The 15,903-nt window shown below is 44.3% G+C and carries 15 protein-coding genes; 4 read left to right on the top strand and 11 right to left on the bottom strand.

The window, feature by feature from the left end; translation table 11 throughout:
- Window positions 1-196 precede the first annotated feature (196 nt).
- Window positions 197-2,647, top strand: coding sequence for an ankyrin repeat domain-containing protein (locus tag SO_RS04290; RefSeq protein ID WP_011071195.1), 2,451 nt, complete (start codon window positions 197-199; stop codon window positions 2,645-2,647).
- Between the two features lie 152 nt (window positions 2,648-2,799).
- Here SO_RS04290 and SO_RS04285 read toward each other — a convergent pair whose 3' ends face one another.
- The 5 genes from SO_RS04285 to SO_RS23125 all read right to left on the bottom strand — a co-directional run bounded on the left by SO_RS04285 (window position 2,800) and on the right by SO_RS23125 (window position 6,836).
- Window positions 2,800-3,996, bottom strand: a complete 1,197-nt coding sequence (locus tag SO_RS04285) for a serine hydrolase domain-containing protein (RefSeq protein WP_011071194.1) — start codon at window positions 3,994-3,996, stop codon at window positions 2,800-2,802.
- Between the two features lie 56 nt (window positions 3,997-4,052).
- Window positions 4,053-4,646 carry a Fic/DOC family protein gene (locus SO_RS04280; RefSeq protein ID WP_011071193.1) on the bottom strand — a complete coding sequence of 198 codons (594 nt, stop codon included), beginning with the start codon at window positions 4,644-4,646 and terminating at the stop codon, window positions 4,053-4,055.
- 697 nt (window positions 4,647-5,343) lie between these two features.
- The gene (locus SO_RS04275; RefSeq protein ID WP_011071192.1) at window positions 5,344-5,739 is read right to left on the bottom strand and encodes a hypothetical protein; all 396 of its coding nucleotides are present in this window, start codon (window positions 5,737-5,739) and stop codon (window positions 5,344-5,346) included.
- Window position 5,740: 1 nt separating this feature from the next.
- Window positions 5,741-6,577 (bottom strand): ParA family protein, encoded by an 837-nt coding sequence (locus tag SO_RS04270; protein ID WP_164925626.1) that lies wholly within the window; start codon window positions 6,575-6,577, stop codon window positions 5,741-5,743.
- A gap of 58 nt (window positions 6,578-6,635) precedes the next feature.
- Window positions 6,636-6,836 carry a ParA family protein gene (locus SO_RS23125; protein WP_202950646.1) on the bottom strand — a complete coding sequence of 67 codons (201 nt, stop codon included), beginning with the start codon at window positions 6,834-6,836 and terminating at the stop codon, window positions 6,636-6,638.
- Window positions 6,837-7,174: 338 nt separating this feature from the next.
- Between SO_RS23125 and SO_RS04260 the strand changes: the two genes are divergently transcribed.
- The 3 genes from SO_RS04260 to SO_RS04250 all read left to right on the top strand — a co-directional run bounded on the left by SO_RS04260 (window position 7,175) and on the right by SO_RS04250 (window position 9,485).
- Entirely contained in the window at window positions 7,175-8,209 is a 1,035-nt protein-coding gene (locus tag SO_RS04260; RefSeq protein WP_011071191.1) for a transposase, read from the top strand.
- 352 nt (window positions 8,210-8,561) lie between these two features.
- Complete coding sequence (locus SO_RS04255; RefSeq protein WP_011071190.1) at window positions 8,562-9,125, top strand: hypothetical protein; 564 nt, start codon at window positions 8,562-8,564, stop codon at window positions 9,123-9,125.
- A 42-nt stretch (window positions 9,126-9,167) separates the two neighbouring features.
- Window positions 9,168-9,485: an ankyrin repeat domain-containing protein gene (locus tag SO_RS04250; protein ID WP_011071189.1), complete on the top strand. Its 318-nt coding sequence runs from the start codon at window positions 9,168-9,170 to the stop codon at window positions 9,483-9,485.
- A gap of 97 nt (window positions 9,486-9,582) precedes the next feature.
- Here SO_RS04250 and nqrF read toward each other — a convergent pair whose 3' ends face one another.
- From nqrF to SO_RS04220, 6 genes are read right to left on the bottom strand one after another with little or no spacing between them, the layout of a single operon-like run.
- Window positions 9,583-10,800: an NADH:ubiquinone reductase (Na(+)-transporting) subunit F gene (nqrF, locus tag SO_RS04245; protein WP_011071188.1), complete on the bottom strand. Its 1,218-nt coding sequence runs from the start codon at window positions 10,798-10,800 to the stop codon at window positions 9,583-9,585.
- A 51-nt stretch (window positions 10,801-10,851) separates the two neighbouring features.
- On the bottom strand, window positions 10,852-11,460 hold the full coding sequence (gene nqrE, locus SO_RS04240; protein WP_011071187.1) for an NADH:ubiquinone reductase (Na(+)-transporting) subunit E: 609 nt from the start codon (window positions 11,458-11,460) through the stop codon (window positions 10,852-10,854).
- Window positions 11,461-11,469: 9 nt separating this feature from the next.
- Complete coding sequence (locus tag SO_RS04235; protein ID WP_011071186.1) at window positions 11,470-12,090, bottom strand: NADH:ubiquinone reductase (Na(+)-transporting) subunit D; 621 nt, start codon at window positions 12,088-12,090, stop codon at window positions 11,470-11,472.
- Window positions 12,087-12,881 carry a Na(+)-translocating NADH-quinone reductase subunit C gene (locus SO_RS04230; RefSeq protein WP_011071185.1) on the bottom strand — a complete coding sequence of 265 codons (795 nt, stop codon included), beginning with the start codon at window positions 12,879-12,881 and terminating at the stop codon, window positions 12,087-12,089. The genes SO_RS04235 and SO_RS04230 overlap by 4 nt, the downstream gene beginning before the upstream one ends.
- Window positions 12,871-14,103: an NADH:ubiquinone reductase (Na(+)-transporting) subunit B gene (locus SO_RS04225; protein WP_011071184.1), complete on the bottom strand. Its 1,233-nt coding sequence runs from the start codon at window positions 14,101-14,103 to the stop codon at window positions 12,871-12,873. The genes SO_RS04230 and SO_RS04225 overlap by 11 nt, the downstream gene beginning before the upstream one ends.
- Complete coding sequence (locus SO_RS04220; protein ID WP_011071183.1) at window positions 14,103-15,473, bottom strand: Na(+)-translocating NADH-quinone reductase subunit A; 1,371 nt, start codon at window positions 15,471-15,473, stop codon at window positions 14,103-14,105. The genes SO_RS04225 and SO_RS04220 overlap by 1 nt, the downstream gene beginning before the upstream one ends.
- Between the last annotated feature and the right edge of the window lie 430 nt (window positions 15,474-15,903).

Raw genomic sequence — 15,903 nt, 5'->3', positions numbered from 1 at the left:
ATAATCAATGTCGACCAATCCAATGAACCTTGTGAGTTAACCACTTATTAAACCAAATCAGCCATTAATCCCCCATTATTCGCATAGAGTTTTAGTCGTTAACTATATTAAAATGCGCACCATTCCATCCATTTAAATGATATTTATTTGGAACTAACTTGCTGCATTATTGTTAAGACGCTTAATAGGGAAGCATATGCTAAATTGGATTTTTGGTGATAATAACCTCACTCTGCGGGAAATATGTGTCGATAACGGGCTGTCTACAGCCAAGAAAATTCAAAAAATTAATAAGTACCTCGCTAATGGCGGTGATATTAATTTTATTGACCCAGATATTTCCCCCTGTAATGTGTTAGTCCCCCTCTCCCGCAGCCCAGAGTCCGACCTCGAACTGGTAGATTATTTAATCAACAATGGCGCACAAATTGAATGTAATGGCTTTAGTGCCTTGCACTCGGCAATCGAGTTTAATAACCCTGAGTTGGTAAAGCTCTACCTCAAGGCTGGCGCTAATCTTTACTATCAAAATCAATTTAATAACTGCTGGTTAAACTACTTATTTCACCCTAATCCTCAGTATATCTACCAAGACAGTCAGCGGATTATCATGCTCGATCACTTGCTTGAACTGGGGCTGGATATCAATCATTCCGTGAGTTTTTGGACCAATGGCGAATTAAATCATCCCTTAGAAATTCTTTATGCAGACCGCAGCAAAGAGCTATTCCTACATATTATTAACAAAGACCTTTATTTAGATATTGCTCAATTAAGTCTGATAGAAGAGATTATTTTCTCCAGTGACTTTTGGGGAGTTGAAGCCTTCGCGCCATTAGTAAAACGCTATCCAGAGTTAAAAAAATCCCGTTATATTATGGCCAACGATAGCAGCTTTTGGGATGACGCCAATTTACTCGAACTGTGTGTCTACGCTAAATCACAAGAATACACTGAATATCTGCTGGATCATTATCCGCAGCTCAAGGCCGACTCCCACGCTAAAAGTTTGCTCTATGCGGCATTGACCTCAGAATTTGACCTCAGAATTATCGAAAAATTGATTAAGGCGACCGTCGATATCAATCGCATCTATAGGATGACACCGCCTGACGCCGACCATTCACCCGTGCTCAACCAATTTATTGATAACACCCAATTTACCGATGTGAATAAACGGCATTATATCTATCAAGCCCTTGAGCTGTTGCTCAAATATGGTGCCAATCCAAATGCCGTATTTATGAATGCGGGTAAACCCTACGAAATGTTGGCCTGGTCGAACTTGCGACTATTGGTTTATCCGATGGTCGAAAAGAAAACCTTTCTGCCGGAGTTTCTCGACCTCTTCATAAAATATGGTATGGATATCAATAAAAAATTTGGTGCGGTGGATGAACCAAGCTTGCTGACTATCTGCCAACGTGGTTCGGGTAAAGAAGATCAAGCCACACTTATCCAAGTGATGGAATATCTGCTCACCAAGGGACTCGATTTAAGCCTTACCAATATCTACAACACTAACTATGTGTCCGCTGCGGCCATCGCCTGTCGAACCCAAGTACTTGAATGGCTGATTAACCAAGGCGGGGATATTTTTACCCATTGCGGTCATGATAATTCGCCTATTCTACACAAGGCGATTTCGACCTACTGGTGGGATCAAATCACTGGCCCGATGCGACGTAATACTGTGGAAATATTACTGCGCCACGGTGCCAAAATTGAAGAATTCTCAGTAGATGAGCAGTTTACGCCACTGATGTGCGCCTGTTACTACGGCGCGCAGTCCTGCGTTGAGGTGTTACTCGAACATGGCGCAAACCCCAATGCCATCAATGCCGAAGATACCACCCCAGCCCTTTGCGCCGTGATGGGCGGCAGCTCGAATGAGTTTCCACGCTTTGAGTCAACGGCGGTGCGGATCTTAAGACTGTTGCAGCAATATGGCGCCGACTTAACCGTAACCAATAGTGTAGGTAATAGCCCGCTAAGCGTGACTATGGAGCAGGAATATAAAGAGATTTTCGAAGTACTACTGCAAATCGTCCCCTACAGTGAAACTCAGCTTGAGCAAACACTGAGCAAAGCCTTGCCGCAAAGCTATTTCCAACGTCGGCTATTACAGAAACTAGGGCGTGAAATCCCAGCAGCACCCACAGTTATCGCCCATAACATAGCGAAGCCAGAAGTCGCATCGCTTACTTCTGAATGTGGCACAACCCATGTGGTGGCGCCAAAACCCGCACATACTCATAAAGCTAGATTAGAGGTCAGTGATGCGGCGGTGGATAGAAGCCAAATCCCGACGCTGTTCGATCTCAAAAGCAAAGTGCAGCATTTCTTTAAGCCGATAGCCAGCGATCCAAGCATCACAGCTCAACAGTTAAACTCGGTTAAAGAACAGGTGGAACTATTGATTGAAAAGCTCGACAACTTTAGCTTTTTCCGCAATCAAGCGACAAAGGCCGAATTTGAAGAAGGGGTTCAGGACTATCTCGATGAAATGGTTGATGAAATCAACAAGGTTATCGAGGATGATTACCCCGCGCTTACCGAAGCCTTAGTCGATTCTGTTTGGACAATTTTGCAATACTTTAGGGTTGAGATTGAGATAGAAACCGCGCTAAGAAAACGCTTTTGGTAGCAGTTAGCACCTTAGCAACCAACTAGACCAAGTATAAAGCCCCCCTACTTTGGGGCTTTATGCTTTCGAGGTAAAGCATAACCGCACATCAGCAGACTTAGCAGTCTATTCGCCAACATAATGGCGAAAGCTAAGGTTTAAACATCAGAGGCTTAAACATTAGAAGCTTTAGCAAGCAGCAACTGACTACGGATAATTTGGCGTATCTGATTATGCAGTTCAAATACTCGAGCGCGATCATTAAGATTTAGCGATAGATTTTCCAGCATCACCAAATTCACATTAAATTCGGGATAATGCAATGTCATCGACATATAACCGGTTAAATAGCCCGTATGACTGTATTCGATAAGGCTATCGTCCTTATTGATCCTCACCCCATAGCCATAGTGCATATTCGGCCATAAAAATTGGATCTCGGTATGCGCCGTAGTCATCCATTGATAACTCTCTGCGCTCAGCAACTTGCCAGCATGTAATTGCTGCTGAAAGGCAGCATAAGCTGGCGCTGAGGCAATGAGTCCGCCAGCGGGCAACAAAGCTTCATCAAGCACTAAATCAGAGGGGGCAATCACCTCGCTTTCCTGTAAACCTACAGCGAGTGAAGGCACTTTGGTGTGAATCGCAGCAACACTGCCAAGCTCAGCACTCAGACCATTAAGCTGGTATCGCGTTGCAAACTGCGCCACTTGCTCAGCAAAGGATTGGTGATTAACCTTTTCAAGCACTTGCCCAAGCAAAGAATAACCTAAATTGGAGTATTCAAATTGGCTACCCGGCTCAAATCGATTCGCCTTACCCAGTTTATCGACGCCCGATGTATGCGTCAGCAGTTGATGCAGTGTAATCCGCTCATCATATCGACCGGGATTTAAAGCGTTTGCACTTGAATTTGTGCCCGCCACAACGGCTTTTAGTGCCTTATTATCTCCCTTTGCATCACCAACAAGGTAATGATTAAGCGTTTGAGTTAAATCGAGTTTTCCCGCATCGACCGCCTGCAATATCAAGGTTGCAGTGATTTGCTTAGAGAGCGATGCCATCACAAAGCGCGAATCTTTACTGATGCCTTCGCCCTTTTGCAATTCAAGCAGTGGCTTGCCCCGCTCAAGCAGGATAACACTGCCACTAAATGGTTGCTGCGAATCCATTATCGCGGCTTGGATGCTGGCCTTAATCTCTCCGAGCTTCGATTCTGAGGATGGCAATTGGCTTTCAAGCTTAACTGACTGGCTGCCTTGCACGCTCTGTATATTTTCAGCACCTGTCTCAAGTGACTCGCCAACACTATTGGCACTTGGGAATAATAACAACCCCGTTAACAAAGAGCTGATGACACTCAAACGCATGGGTTATCCTTAACATATGGAGCAAACAAAATGGCTCATCCACAACAAACAAGATACTAAGATTCAATGATGGCGGCATCGAAAATAACTTCTAACTTATGCAGTTGTCCGAAGTATCCATGAATGTTTGCATCGACCCACTCTTCTTTGGTGATTACTGGCCATTCAATTCGATAACCCGCGACATGAAGCAGCTCTTCAAAGAAAAAGCGTGTGGTACGACCGTTACCTTCTCTAAAAGGATGAACGACATTTAGGTCCGAAAAAATATCTGCAACCAAGGCAACTAGTTCATGCTTGTTACGACAGAATCGGATGAGGGGAATACGTGATATGGCTTTATTTAGCTCAGGCTCTACGCGACTACAGGTACAAAATCGAGTATTGGCTTTACTGATATCAACGTCACGAATGGTACCCGCCCATTCATAAATATCTTGAAACAATACCCAGTGTAAATTCAGAAAGTGATTGCTATCGAAATCCTCTAACTCATCTAAATCGCTACAGTATTCTGAATATCGTATTAAGTTAAAATCAGCCTCAGCCTGAGTTAGCTCGTCTGGATCTCGAATATTGAGCAAATTAATCAATACATCAGAACTTTCATAGCAGTAGTGGTCATGATTTACACCATATTTATCTTGCATATTTGAGTTTCAATGACTCTAAAGATACTGCAACACGCTTGTCTCTAGCGGTAATACCTTCATAAGACAGGCTAACTTCAAAGTTCTTTATGTTCGGCACGAAATTGCCTAGGTTTTTACGAGGTTCATTCGTAGTTTTGACTTTTTTCATAGCTAGAACTCTTCTTACTTTTATGTAGCTAGAATAACTCAAAAGCCAGTTATCTTCTACAATCCCAGCAAGAGAAGTCAGTAAACAAGCTGAGAAAAAACTCAGCCTGGGCAGGCAAAAGATAGGACATGCGCAACTCTTTTGTTAAAAGCAAAACCAAAGTCGTGGAGCTCCCCCCCTTGATTTTTAATAAAGAGTCGACCAAGGAGGACTGCTCGTCCTATCCTCCTTGCCTATCGTTTTCACATCAGCCAAGACGCCCCTAACGGAGTTGAAAACCCCTTGGGCATTTAGCGTCCCTTATGTTATCGCATCAGACGCCCCCCCCCTGATTCGACTGCCCTGCGGCAACTCCTAGGGGATAGTGAACTCCAGTAGCTTTAGTGCTGTCTGCTCGTCATGCAAAGCAAACCGAGTAACGCTTACCATAATTTTTAGAAAATTTAACAATGGGTGGCACGTTAAATTCTCGTTAAATTTACTGTCATTTAAATAGCGACACAGGAGCAAAAGCCAAGAGTTATTTGTCCTACTGAAATGACTTTTTTATGTGTCGTTTCTTTGAATTGCGCTGGATCTCAATGCCGCACCTACAGTACCTTCTATTATTTTTTCTCTGAGTTTATCGACCTTATCCTGCTTCATTACAAAAATATCAATATATTTTGCAAACCATTCTAGCTCACTTTTATTTTTAAAGTTAGCCTTTAGAATTTCATAACCTGAATCACGACTATTGCAAACTTTTAATTCATCTAAAACTGAATTAGCTTTTTTCGTATCAAGCTCAGACTTGATTTCTTGTGACTTATTTTTCTTTAAAACTTTTAACTCTAGTGAATATTCCCCACTATTAAGCTTTACAATATCACTTTCAGGAAGTGATTCAAGTTCTTTAATTATTTCAGTAATAAACTTAGATATGATATTTTCATTTTTCATTTTAAACACCTGCAACTAGTTGAAACTCGTCTACAAATGAATTTATCTCTGAAACTACATCCGAGTACGTACCTCCGCGGTATTCATGTAGTGTTACTGGGATACCATCTTGCGGTGCAGATGCAAATATTGATTTGTTTTCTCTAAAATAGGTAGAAAAAGTTGGCATCCCAAGTCGTTGAGTTTGTGTAATAAACTGTTGCTGAGATGCGATTGGTGCTCCTGAGTATATTTGTATCATTGTAAAAACAACGCCTAGCATTCTAGGGCTAGATTGGTTAACAGTTACATCCATAGAGGCAAATTCATTAAACTCCCGAATTAACTGATCTACACTTCTGTGTAAGTAATCAATGCCCAAGGTTGAAAGATAGTCTGGCTTCGCTGGTATCAATATTTGATCAGAAGAAATTAGAGCATTCTTTGTGACAATATTGAAGTTAGGTGGGCAGTCAATCAAGACGACATCATAAAAATTAGTAGAAGCGAATTCAACTATTGAATCTCTTAACTTACCATGAACTTTAATATAATTTAATTTTGCTTGATTCATGTTTGCCCCACCGAGTAGTGTAGCTAATTCTAAATCAACATTAATCAAACCAAGGTGAGAGGGTATCAAGTCAACCACGCCTGTGGCACCCATCTGTTGAATTATGTTATTAACAATTGGCCTAATAACTAAGCTAGATAATGACGGCGGAGTAAAGCCTTGGCTGATTGCATCAAAATAATTTTTTATTGTTCTCGTATTTTTCAGGTTTTGATTCCAGAAATCTGGACTAATAAAAGAAAAAGTTAAGCTTGCCTGAGCCAGGGCGAGCGCATGAGTGTTCAATAATTGACCTTAACAATAAAGGTACACTCAATTGTACTCATCAATGTCTGTTTTCAGCTTAACATTCGTATAGGTTGCGAGTGTTTATTAAACAGTTTTTGAGTAATAAACGTTCATGCGGTAGCCCTGTTGCCTGAGCATCCATATCGAGCAGTAACACTCTTTTATTTCTTCTTGCTAATTCGGCAGCAATATTGGCTGTAACGGTCGTTTTGCCAACACCACCTTTGTAATTTATTACTGATATTATTTTCATCATTACTCCTTTAACTGTACTGAAACTTGATTATATGGCTGAGATATATGACATTTTAGTATTTGTGCGCTGCACTGTTTGCAGGGCATAAATCGCTTGTTGGACTTGGCCGCTATCACATCCATGTCAATTGGTACAAATGATGCTATAGGAATTTGCTTTTTTTCGGTAGCGTTTTTTTATACAATTTGATAGGTAATTACTTGATATCGTTTTAGCTTTCTCATTCTTTAACGCTCAGAATAGCGAGCAGATAGCGAGGACAGCCACATCTTTTTGTGTTTTTCAGCGTCTTCTACTAGGCTTTAAATTATCCTGATTTTGTCTGTGTGGAGTTTGCTATGACTTCGGCCAGAAGACAGTTAATTGATGTCAATGCAACGCCCTTCTATCATGTGATAAATCGCTGTGTCAGAAGGGCTTTTTTGTGCGGTGATGATAAGTTATCTGGGCGTAGTTACGAGCATCGACGTGGCTGGATTGTTGATAAAATCAAAGCCTTGTCCGCGATATTTTGTATCAATATTTGCGCCTACGCGGTGATGAGCAATCATTACCACTTAGTGCTTAAAATAGATGTCGATAAGGCCAAATCCTTAACGCAAAAAGACATTATCAGCCGTTGGTGCCAAATCACTAAAGGCCATGCAATTGCTACTAAGTATATGAATGGTGATGCTTTACTCGAAGGTGAACGCATGTTACTCGATGGCTTAATTACCCAGTGGCATGAGCGATTAAGCAGTATTTCTTGGTTTATGCGCTGTTTAAACGAAGAAATTGCCCGCAAGGCTAATCGTGAAGATGAGTGCAAGGGCGCGTTTTGGGAGGGGCGTTTTAAGTCGCAAGCGCTGCTAGATGAGCAAGCCCTGCTCGCGTGTATGATGTATGTCGATTTAAATCCTATCAGAGCAGGCATTGCCGATTCTTTGCAATCCTCTGATTTTACATCGATTCAGGAGCGAATTGACTCGCTAAATTCACCCAATCGTTTATTAGCCATCTCAACGCCACAAACTGATTCCTCAACCAATCAAGCTCATATTCACCACAAGTCACTCGTCCAATTCGATGGCGCAGCTCACCTGAATGCGCAAGTGGGCATTCCGTTTCATTTTGCCGATTATCTCGAACTGATTGATTGGACAGGCCGCGCCATTCGCTTTGATAAGAAAGGCTATATCGATAATCAGCGACCGAAACTACTCAATGAATTAGGCATTGCGCCCGATGCGTGGCTCACATCAGCCAAAGAGTTTCGTCGTCAATACAGTGGCATAAGTGGTCGATGGGATAGCATGTGCGCCTTTAAAAAACAGCATAACAGCGGCAAATGGTGTAAAGGTAAAGCCTCAAGCCAAGCGTTACATCCTTAAGTTGCTCACGACTCAGCGTTTAGGATTATTTTTGTTTATCCGAAATGGAGATAATTTCGCGCAAAACATAACACGCTTTTGTCCCAAAGCGTGCTTAGTATTTCTTTAAAACTTACAGACTACGCTAATGCTAAACAGGTGAGCCATAGTGATTAGCGAGACGACCGTCCGCCCCATGGACGGGGCGGTCGAGCATCCAAGGACGGACTTGCTGCGTGTCGGTGAGTCAATGCCATGGCGAGCCTATTCACATTGACTAATGTTAACAGCCACTTTTGCCACGTCTTTAAAGCAATCTCAATCACTATTCGCTTGAGGGGAAGCCGAAAGCAGATTATGTTGTTGATTTAAAATGGCAGATAGAATTATTGGTTGCCGTTTTCAATGGCTAAGGCGTGTAGTAACTGAAATGGATAACTTTGACTATAAATTGGGTACGTTAAACGGGATACTCACGGGGCTATCCTATGTAAACAATAAAGCGAATCACGGCTATACGTTTGAAATCATTAAAATTGATGCATCAAAACCATTAGAGATTGCAACGGAAAATTATCTTAAGGGTTTTTATAAGAATGCCACGGTTAGCTTTAGTGAAGTCATAGACTGGCGTAGTGAGATCAATGCGGCACTTCATACTTGGCTTTTTTCCTATCTCCTAACTACAACACAGGGCGGTTGCGGCTCAGCTTTTGCGTCTCTTAAGGATGTCGATAAGGCCTTTTCAATGTCCATAAAAAGCTTTAGAGACGAATTTATCAAACAAATAAGTGATCAACTTGATGCGCTGGTAGAGGTCAAAAGGGTTTTAGCTGTTTCATTGATAACGGATGAATGGTACGAGATGGAATGGGTTGATTTTGCTATCGAGGGCAAGAAAGGAGTTGTATTTATTCACTTGGGCGTTTCTGATTGATCTCCTTTAAATTTGCTTCACAGGAACAGGTTAAATATCCCTATGAGCACTGAACTTATCCATGCAGTTAAAGCCAAGGATACACTTGCGGTTAAGCGCATTATTGCCAATGGCGCTGATCTTGAATGCGTTGACGAGAATGGGATGACGGCACTGTTGCATGCCTGTGAGCTACAGTCTTTTGAAATACTCAAACTACTTGTGGATGCAGGGGCCGATGTGAATCATCCAAATGCGCAGGGGTATCAGCCGCTCGATATTGCTTACTGGCAAGGAGAGTTTCGCATGGGATGCTATACCGCTGAGAGTCAGCGTATGGTGAGCTATTTAAGCCGCCATGGCGGTAAATCCTTTAGCTAGATATCAAAGCCTAAAACTAAAAGCCAGGTAAACAAAAATCGCGTTGGACTCAGCTGTACTAGCTCTGCCTAACGCGATTTTTTATTTCACTTACAACCTAATCACCAAAGTCATCGAGCAGGATATTTTCAGGCTCAACCCCTAGGCTTTCGAGCATCTTAATCACCGAGGAGTTCATGATTGGAGGACCACACATATAGAACTCACAATCCTCGGGTGCCTTATGATTTTTAAGATAATTCTCATACAGCACATTATGGATAAAGCCAGTGTAACCAGTCCAGTTATCCTCAGGTAACGGCTCAGACAGCGCTACATGCCAGACGAAGTTGTCATTCTCAGCGGCTAAGGTATCGAAATCTTGTTGGTAAAACACCTCACGGGTTGAGCGGGCGCCATACCAGAAGCTCATTTTACGCTTGGTTTTCTTGCTCTTTAGCTGATCGAAAATATGCGAGCGCATCGGCGCCATACCCGCACCACCGCCGATAAATACCATTTCTGCATCGGTATCCTTCACAAAGAACTCACCGAATGGGCCAGAAATGGTCACCTTATCCCCTGCCTTCAGGTTAAAGATGTAAGAAGACATCTTACCCGGTGGCACATTGGCTGAAGGTGGCGTCGCAATCCGCACGTTAAGCATAATGCGACCCTTTTCATCGGGATAGTTCGCCATCGAATAGGCGCGCAGCACGTCTTCGTTCACGGTTGAGACCAAGTCGAACAGGCCGTATTTTTCCCAATCGTCGCGGTACTTCGCCGGAATATCAAAGTCAGCGTATTTGACCACATGGGCTGGCGCTTCAATTTGGATATAACCACCCGCCTTGAAATGTACGTCTTCGCCTTCGGGCAGTTTTAATAATAACTCTTTGATAAAGGTGGCTTTGTTATCGTTTGAGATCACCTCACATTGCCACTTCTTCACGCCAAAGATTTCTTCTTCCAGCTCAAGTTCCATATCGGTTTTCACCGCCACTTGGCAGGCAAGACGACAGCCTTCTTTAGCTTCTTTCTTGGTGATATGCCCAAGTTCGGTTGGTAGAATATCACCACCACCCGATTTGACTTTTACGCGGCACTGGCCACAAGTACCACCGCCACCACAGGCCGAAGGAATAAAAATATTCTTGCTCGCTAAAGCGCCGAGCAGTTTGTCGCCCGCTGCAACCTTGATGCTTTTTTCGGCATCGTCGTTAATCCCGATAGTGATCTCACCGGTAGTCACTAATTTCTTTTTGGCGATAAGGATTACTATCACCAGTAGGCACACCACTAAGGTGAACATGCCTATGCCTATTGCCATTTCCATCCGATAACCCTTTTTCTAAACAGAATGCGGTTGCACTTTCTCAAGCACTCGTTACAGCGAGATCCCCGAGAAAGACATAAAGCCTAGCGCCATCAACCCTGTGGTAATAAAGGTGATACCAATCCCCTGTAAGCCTTCGGGAATCGCATGGAACTTCATGCGCTCACGAAGTCCAGCCAGCATCACAATCGCCAACGCCCAACCTGTGCCCGAACCCATGGCAAATACCGCCGATTCGGCAAAGTTGTAATCGCGGTTAGCCATAAAGATCACCCCAGCAAAAATCGCGCAGTTTACGGTGAGCAGTGGCAAGAAGATCCCAAGTGAGTCATACAGGCTTGGAATGTATTTATCTAAAAACATTTCCAAAATTTGCACTAAGGCTGCAATCACACCGATAAAGGTGATCAGTTGCAGATAGCTTAAATCGATGCCAGGCATACCCGCCCAAGCCAGAGCGCCAGGTGCTAACACCTTCGCATAGATCAGTTGGTTTAAGGGCACGGCTAAGGTCATTACCACAATAACTGCAACGCCTAAGCCGAAGGCGGTCGACACCTTTTTAGACACCGCTAAGAAGGTACACATACCGAGGAAGAACGACAGCGCCATGTTGTCTAAGAAAGTGGCCTGTATAAACAGATTAATATAGTGTTCCATATCCGCTCCTTAACCGCGTTTACGCTGGATCACGTTAATGCTCCAGATCAGCAGGCCAATCAGGAAGAAGGCGCTTGGTGGCAACTTAAACATCTCGTTAGGTAAGTACCAGCCGCCGTTTTCAACCGTAGTCAACACACTATGGCCGAACAGATTACCCGTGCCTAACAACTCACGCACAAAGGCCACACTGATCAGCACTAAACCGTAACCCGCTGCGTTACCCACGGCATCGACCACAGCTAAGTGCGGTGGATACTTCATCGCAAAGGCTTCTGCACGGCCCATGATGATACAGTTAGTGATAATTAACCCAACAAATACAGACAGTTGCTTAGATAACTCATAAGCCACATCCTGCAATACCATGTCAACAATAATGACCAAGGAGGCAATTACTGTCATCTGGGCAATAATCCGCACACTATTAGGGATAAAGTTGCGAATAGCAGAGATAATCAGGTTGGAGAACACCAGTACGAAGGTCACCGCGAGTGTCATCACCACCGCGGTCTGCATGGAGTTACTCACCGCCAGCGCCGAGCATACGCCCAGTACTTGCATCGCTACGGGGTTATTAGCAAACACAGGGCCTGCTAGCATGTCCCGCATGGATAAACTGTTGCTCATTTTGCACCTCCCAACTCACCTTGATCAGCCGATGCTTTTAACTGGTTGAAGAAGGTTTGGAAACCCTCGACGCCAAACCAAAATTCCATTGCGCGCTGTACGCCACGGCCAGTCATGGTTGCACCACTGACCGCATCTACACCATGGATATCTCCTTCTTTGACGCCACCTTTAACGAGGCGCATTGCAAACTTGCCTTTATCGTCAAAGAGTTGCTTGCCTTTCCACAGGGATAACCAATGTGGATCAGTCACAAAGTCACCGATACCTGGGGTTTCACCGTGCTCGTAAACCACGACACCTTTGATGGTGTTAAAGTCAGGTTCAACGGCCACGTAACCGTAGATCATCGACCACAGACCTTTGCCGTAGAATGGCACGACTACGCTAGATAATTTGCCGCTATCATCAAACACCTTAAACACACGGGCATCGTTAGCACGGGTTTTAATCTTAGCGATATCCTTTTTAGGGGTGCTGGAGGTTTCTGGGTTAATCGCTGCCATGCGCTCGTCAAAGTCAAGCACATTGGCATCCGAGTCCACTTTACCTGTGTCGAGATTAATCAGTAATGGTTTAACAGATTTAGCAAAAATATCTCTAAACTCATTACCTTGGCCTAAATTGACATCGGCCGCCATCAACACATAACGTTGTAACTCATCGCGTTTTTTCGCAAGTTTGCGTTCTTTTAATACGCCTGCGGTGCCGGTGATCATAAAGGAGCACAAAAGGCAGAGCGTAATGGTGAAGATCATGGTCCCCACCACAGTATCTTTCTTAAATACCATGACGTTTTAATCTCCGTTTGATGTTGGCACGGGCCACCAGATAATCGAACAGCGGTGCCCACAGGTTGGCGAACAGAATCGCTAACATCACGCCTTCAGGCATTTTAGGGTTAGCAACACGGATAAGGACTGTCATAAAACCAATCAACGCGCCGTAGACAAACTTGCCTGGGCGGGTATAAGAGGTGGTCACTGGATCGGTCGCCATAAACATCATCGCGATAGCAAAACCACCGGTGACTAAATGCCATGTCCACGGCATTGACATCATTTGGTTGGTACTTGAGCCAATCAGATTAAACAGGGTAGCGGTGGCAATCATGCCTAACATCACGCCCACGACGATACGCCAATCAGCTAAACGGGTGATCAGCAGTAACAAACCACCGAGCAATACCGCTAGCGTGCTGGTTTCACCAATCGCCCCCACGGTAAAGCCAAAGAAGTTATTCCACCAGTTGGGATCGCTAAAGGCGCTGTACCAAGCGTAATCGGCAAATTGTAATTGTCCGGCTGCGGCTTGCGCTAATGCAGTCGCGCCAGAAAAACCATCTACTGCGACTAACTGCTTAACGGTTGTGACTTCTGACGGATAGGCAAAATAGATAAACGCCAAGCCAGCTAAGGCGGGGTTAAGGAAGTTATATCCCATGCCACCAAACAGCTCTTTGGCAATCACTACCCCAAAGCTAATCCCCATTACTACCAACCAGAGCGGAATCGAAACAGGTAAAATCAGCGTAAATAGCAGGGCGGTAACGAAAAAGCCTTCGTGCAATTCTTGGTGACGAACCTTAGCAAACACCACTTCCCAGAAAAGGCCGGTCAGCAATGCCGTTAAGTAAATCGGCAGATAAAAACTTAAGCCATAGAGGAACAAGCCAATCACACTGGTCTCTGCCGTTAAGCCACCGCTTAAGGCGTTAAACAGCGCAAGCTTCCACGTATCTGGAGTGCTTAAGCCGCTTGCGAGTGCGAGTTGCGCCTGTAAACCCACGTTATATAAGCCAAATAAAATGGCTGGCAATAAACATAGGCCGACTAAGGTCATGGTACGTTTAACATCAATGGCATCACGTACGTGTACTTGTCCCTTCGTGCTACGACCACTTCCGATCACCAATGAGCGCACAAAGCCCTTCATCGATTTGCCTGTGGCGTAATACTCTTCTTGCGAACCAGTAGCGTCCTGTAAATCAGGTTTTTTAGGTTGTGTCGTCATTAACCTTCCCTCTCGATAACATCTAGACAGGCACGTAACTCTTTACCAAAGTCATACTTGCCAGGGCACACAAAGGTACATAGGGCTAAATCTTCTTCATCTAACTCCAATGCGCCTAAGGCCTGTGCCTCATCGGTATCTCGCACCACTAAGTCACGAACGAGCAGCGTGGGTAAAATATCCAGCGGCATTACGCGATCGAGCTGACCAAAGGCCATCATGGCGCGCTGAGAGCCGCCCTGATGCGTGGTAAATTCAAAAGACTTAGTAAGACCAAATAAACGGGAAGTCACTGCACGAGTGATAGAAAACTTATCCGAGCCACCGCGCACCCAAGGCAGCACTTGGTGTTGTGCATCCTCGGCGAGCACTGATATTTGATTATGAAAACGACCTAAAAAGTCATGCACGCCTTGGGCGGTATGGCCCGATAATACCGAGCCTGACACCACGCGGTTATTGCCAGATTTCACTTCATCGGCTACTAAAGCACTGAGCTCTGCACCTAACTGAGTACGCAGTAAACGCGGGTTAAGCACACTTGGACCACCTAAAGCCACCACGCGGTCGGTATAAAGCTCACCAGTTTGGAACAGCTTGCCGTAAGCGATAACGTCTTGATAGCCGATATGCCACACCTGACGCTCGATGCTTACGGGCAAGGTAAAGTGGATATGCGTACCGGCTAAGCCTGCGGGATGTACCCCTGTAAAACGGCGCACTTCAACTTTAGGTAAATCAGCACCGACTAAGGCTTCGCCTTTGTCTTGGCAGAGGTAAACTTTGCCATCAGTTAAATGACTTAGCACCGCTAAACCCGCCTTAAAGGCATCGCTCTGCTCAGCAATAATCAACCGAGGATCGGCGGCTAACGGATTGGTATCCATTGCCGTGACAAAAATACCTGCGGGTTTACTATCTAACGCGGGGACACGGGAGAAAGGACGGGTACGCAGCGCAGTCCACAGGCCACTATTAACTAATTGTGCCTGTACTACTTGTGCAGAAAGTGACTGCAAATCAGCGTGAATATCGAAACGGATCTGCTCATCGGCGTCTAAGCCATTGCAGCGGATCACCACGGATTGTAATACTCGGCGCTCACCACGGTTAATCGCCACAATCTCGCCACTGGCTGGAGCGGTAAAAAATACCCCCTTTGTTTTTTTATCTTCAAACAAAGGTTGGCCTTTTTTGACCTTATCGCCGACTTCGACCAGCATAGTCGGTTTTAAGCCAACATACTCTTCACCCAACAAGGCCACTTGCGATGGCCTATTACCGGGTTCGATGATCTGCCTTGGCTCGCCCGAAATCGGCAAATCGAGGCCTTTTTTGATCGTTATAACTTGGTTTGAAAAATCTGCCATCACAAATATCAACCATGAAAATTTTTAGATAAATTTAGGGTAGATGTTTGTTAACAGATAATCCGATAGTGGCGTCACATTCCGCTGTAATTCCGTAAGTAATATACATAAAAAAGCACTATTTTGTGACACGAATCTACATGAAGTCAGGGCAAGAACTCTAAATGTAGTTTTATAACAAATAACTCATAATTACGTCATAACTGATTTAGAGTTAACTTAACTATATAAAAATAGACAAAAATCCCCCTCTTCGGCCTCGAATCGACGCAAAGGTGTAAAAACCAATGTCTGCGGCGATTCCATGCACAATATGTGGCAATAAACCAAGTAAAACCTATGCAAGGCATTGGTTATTTTTAACCCAGTAACATACTTAGCGCCGCATTAACCTTTGCTTTACAGCAAAAGCTTGATAGCCTCGAACTAA

Source organism: Shewanella oneidensis MR-1, assembly GCF_000146165.2.
GTDB lineage: Bacteria > Pseudomonadota > Gammaproteobacteria > Enterobacterales > Shewanellaceae > Shewanella > Shewanella oneidensis.
The sequence above is the reverse complement of the archived record's forward strand: the minus strand, read 5'-3'. Positions and strand labels throughout refer to the sequence as shown.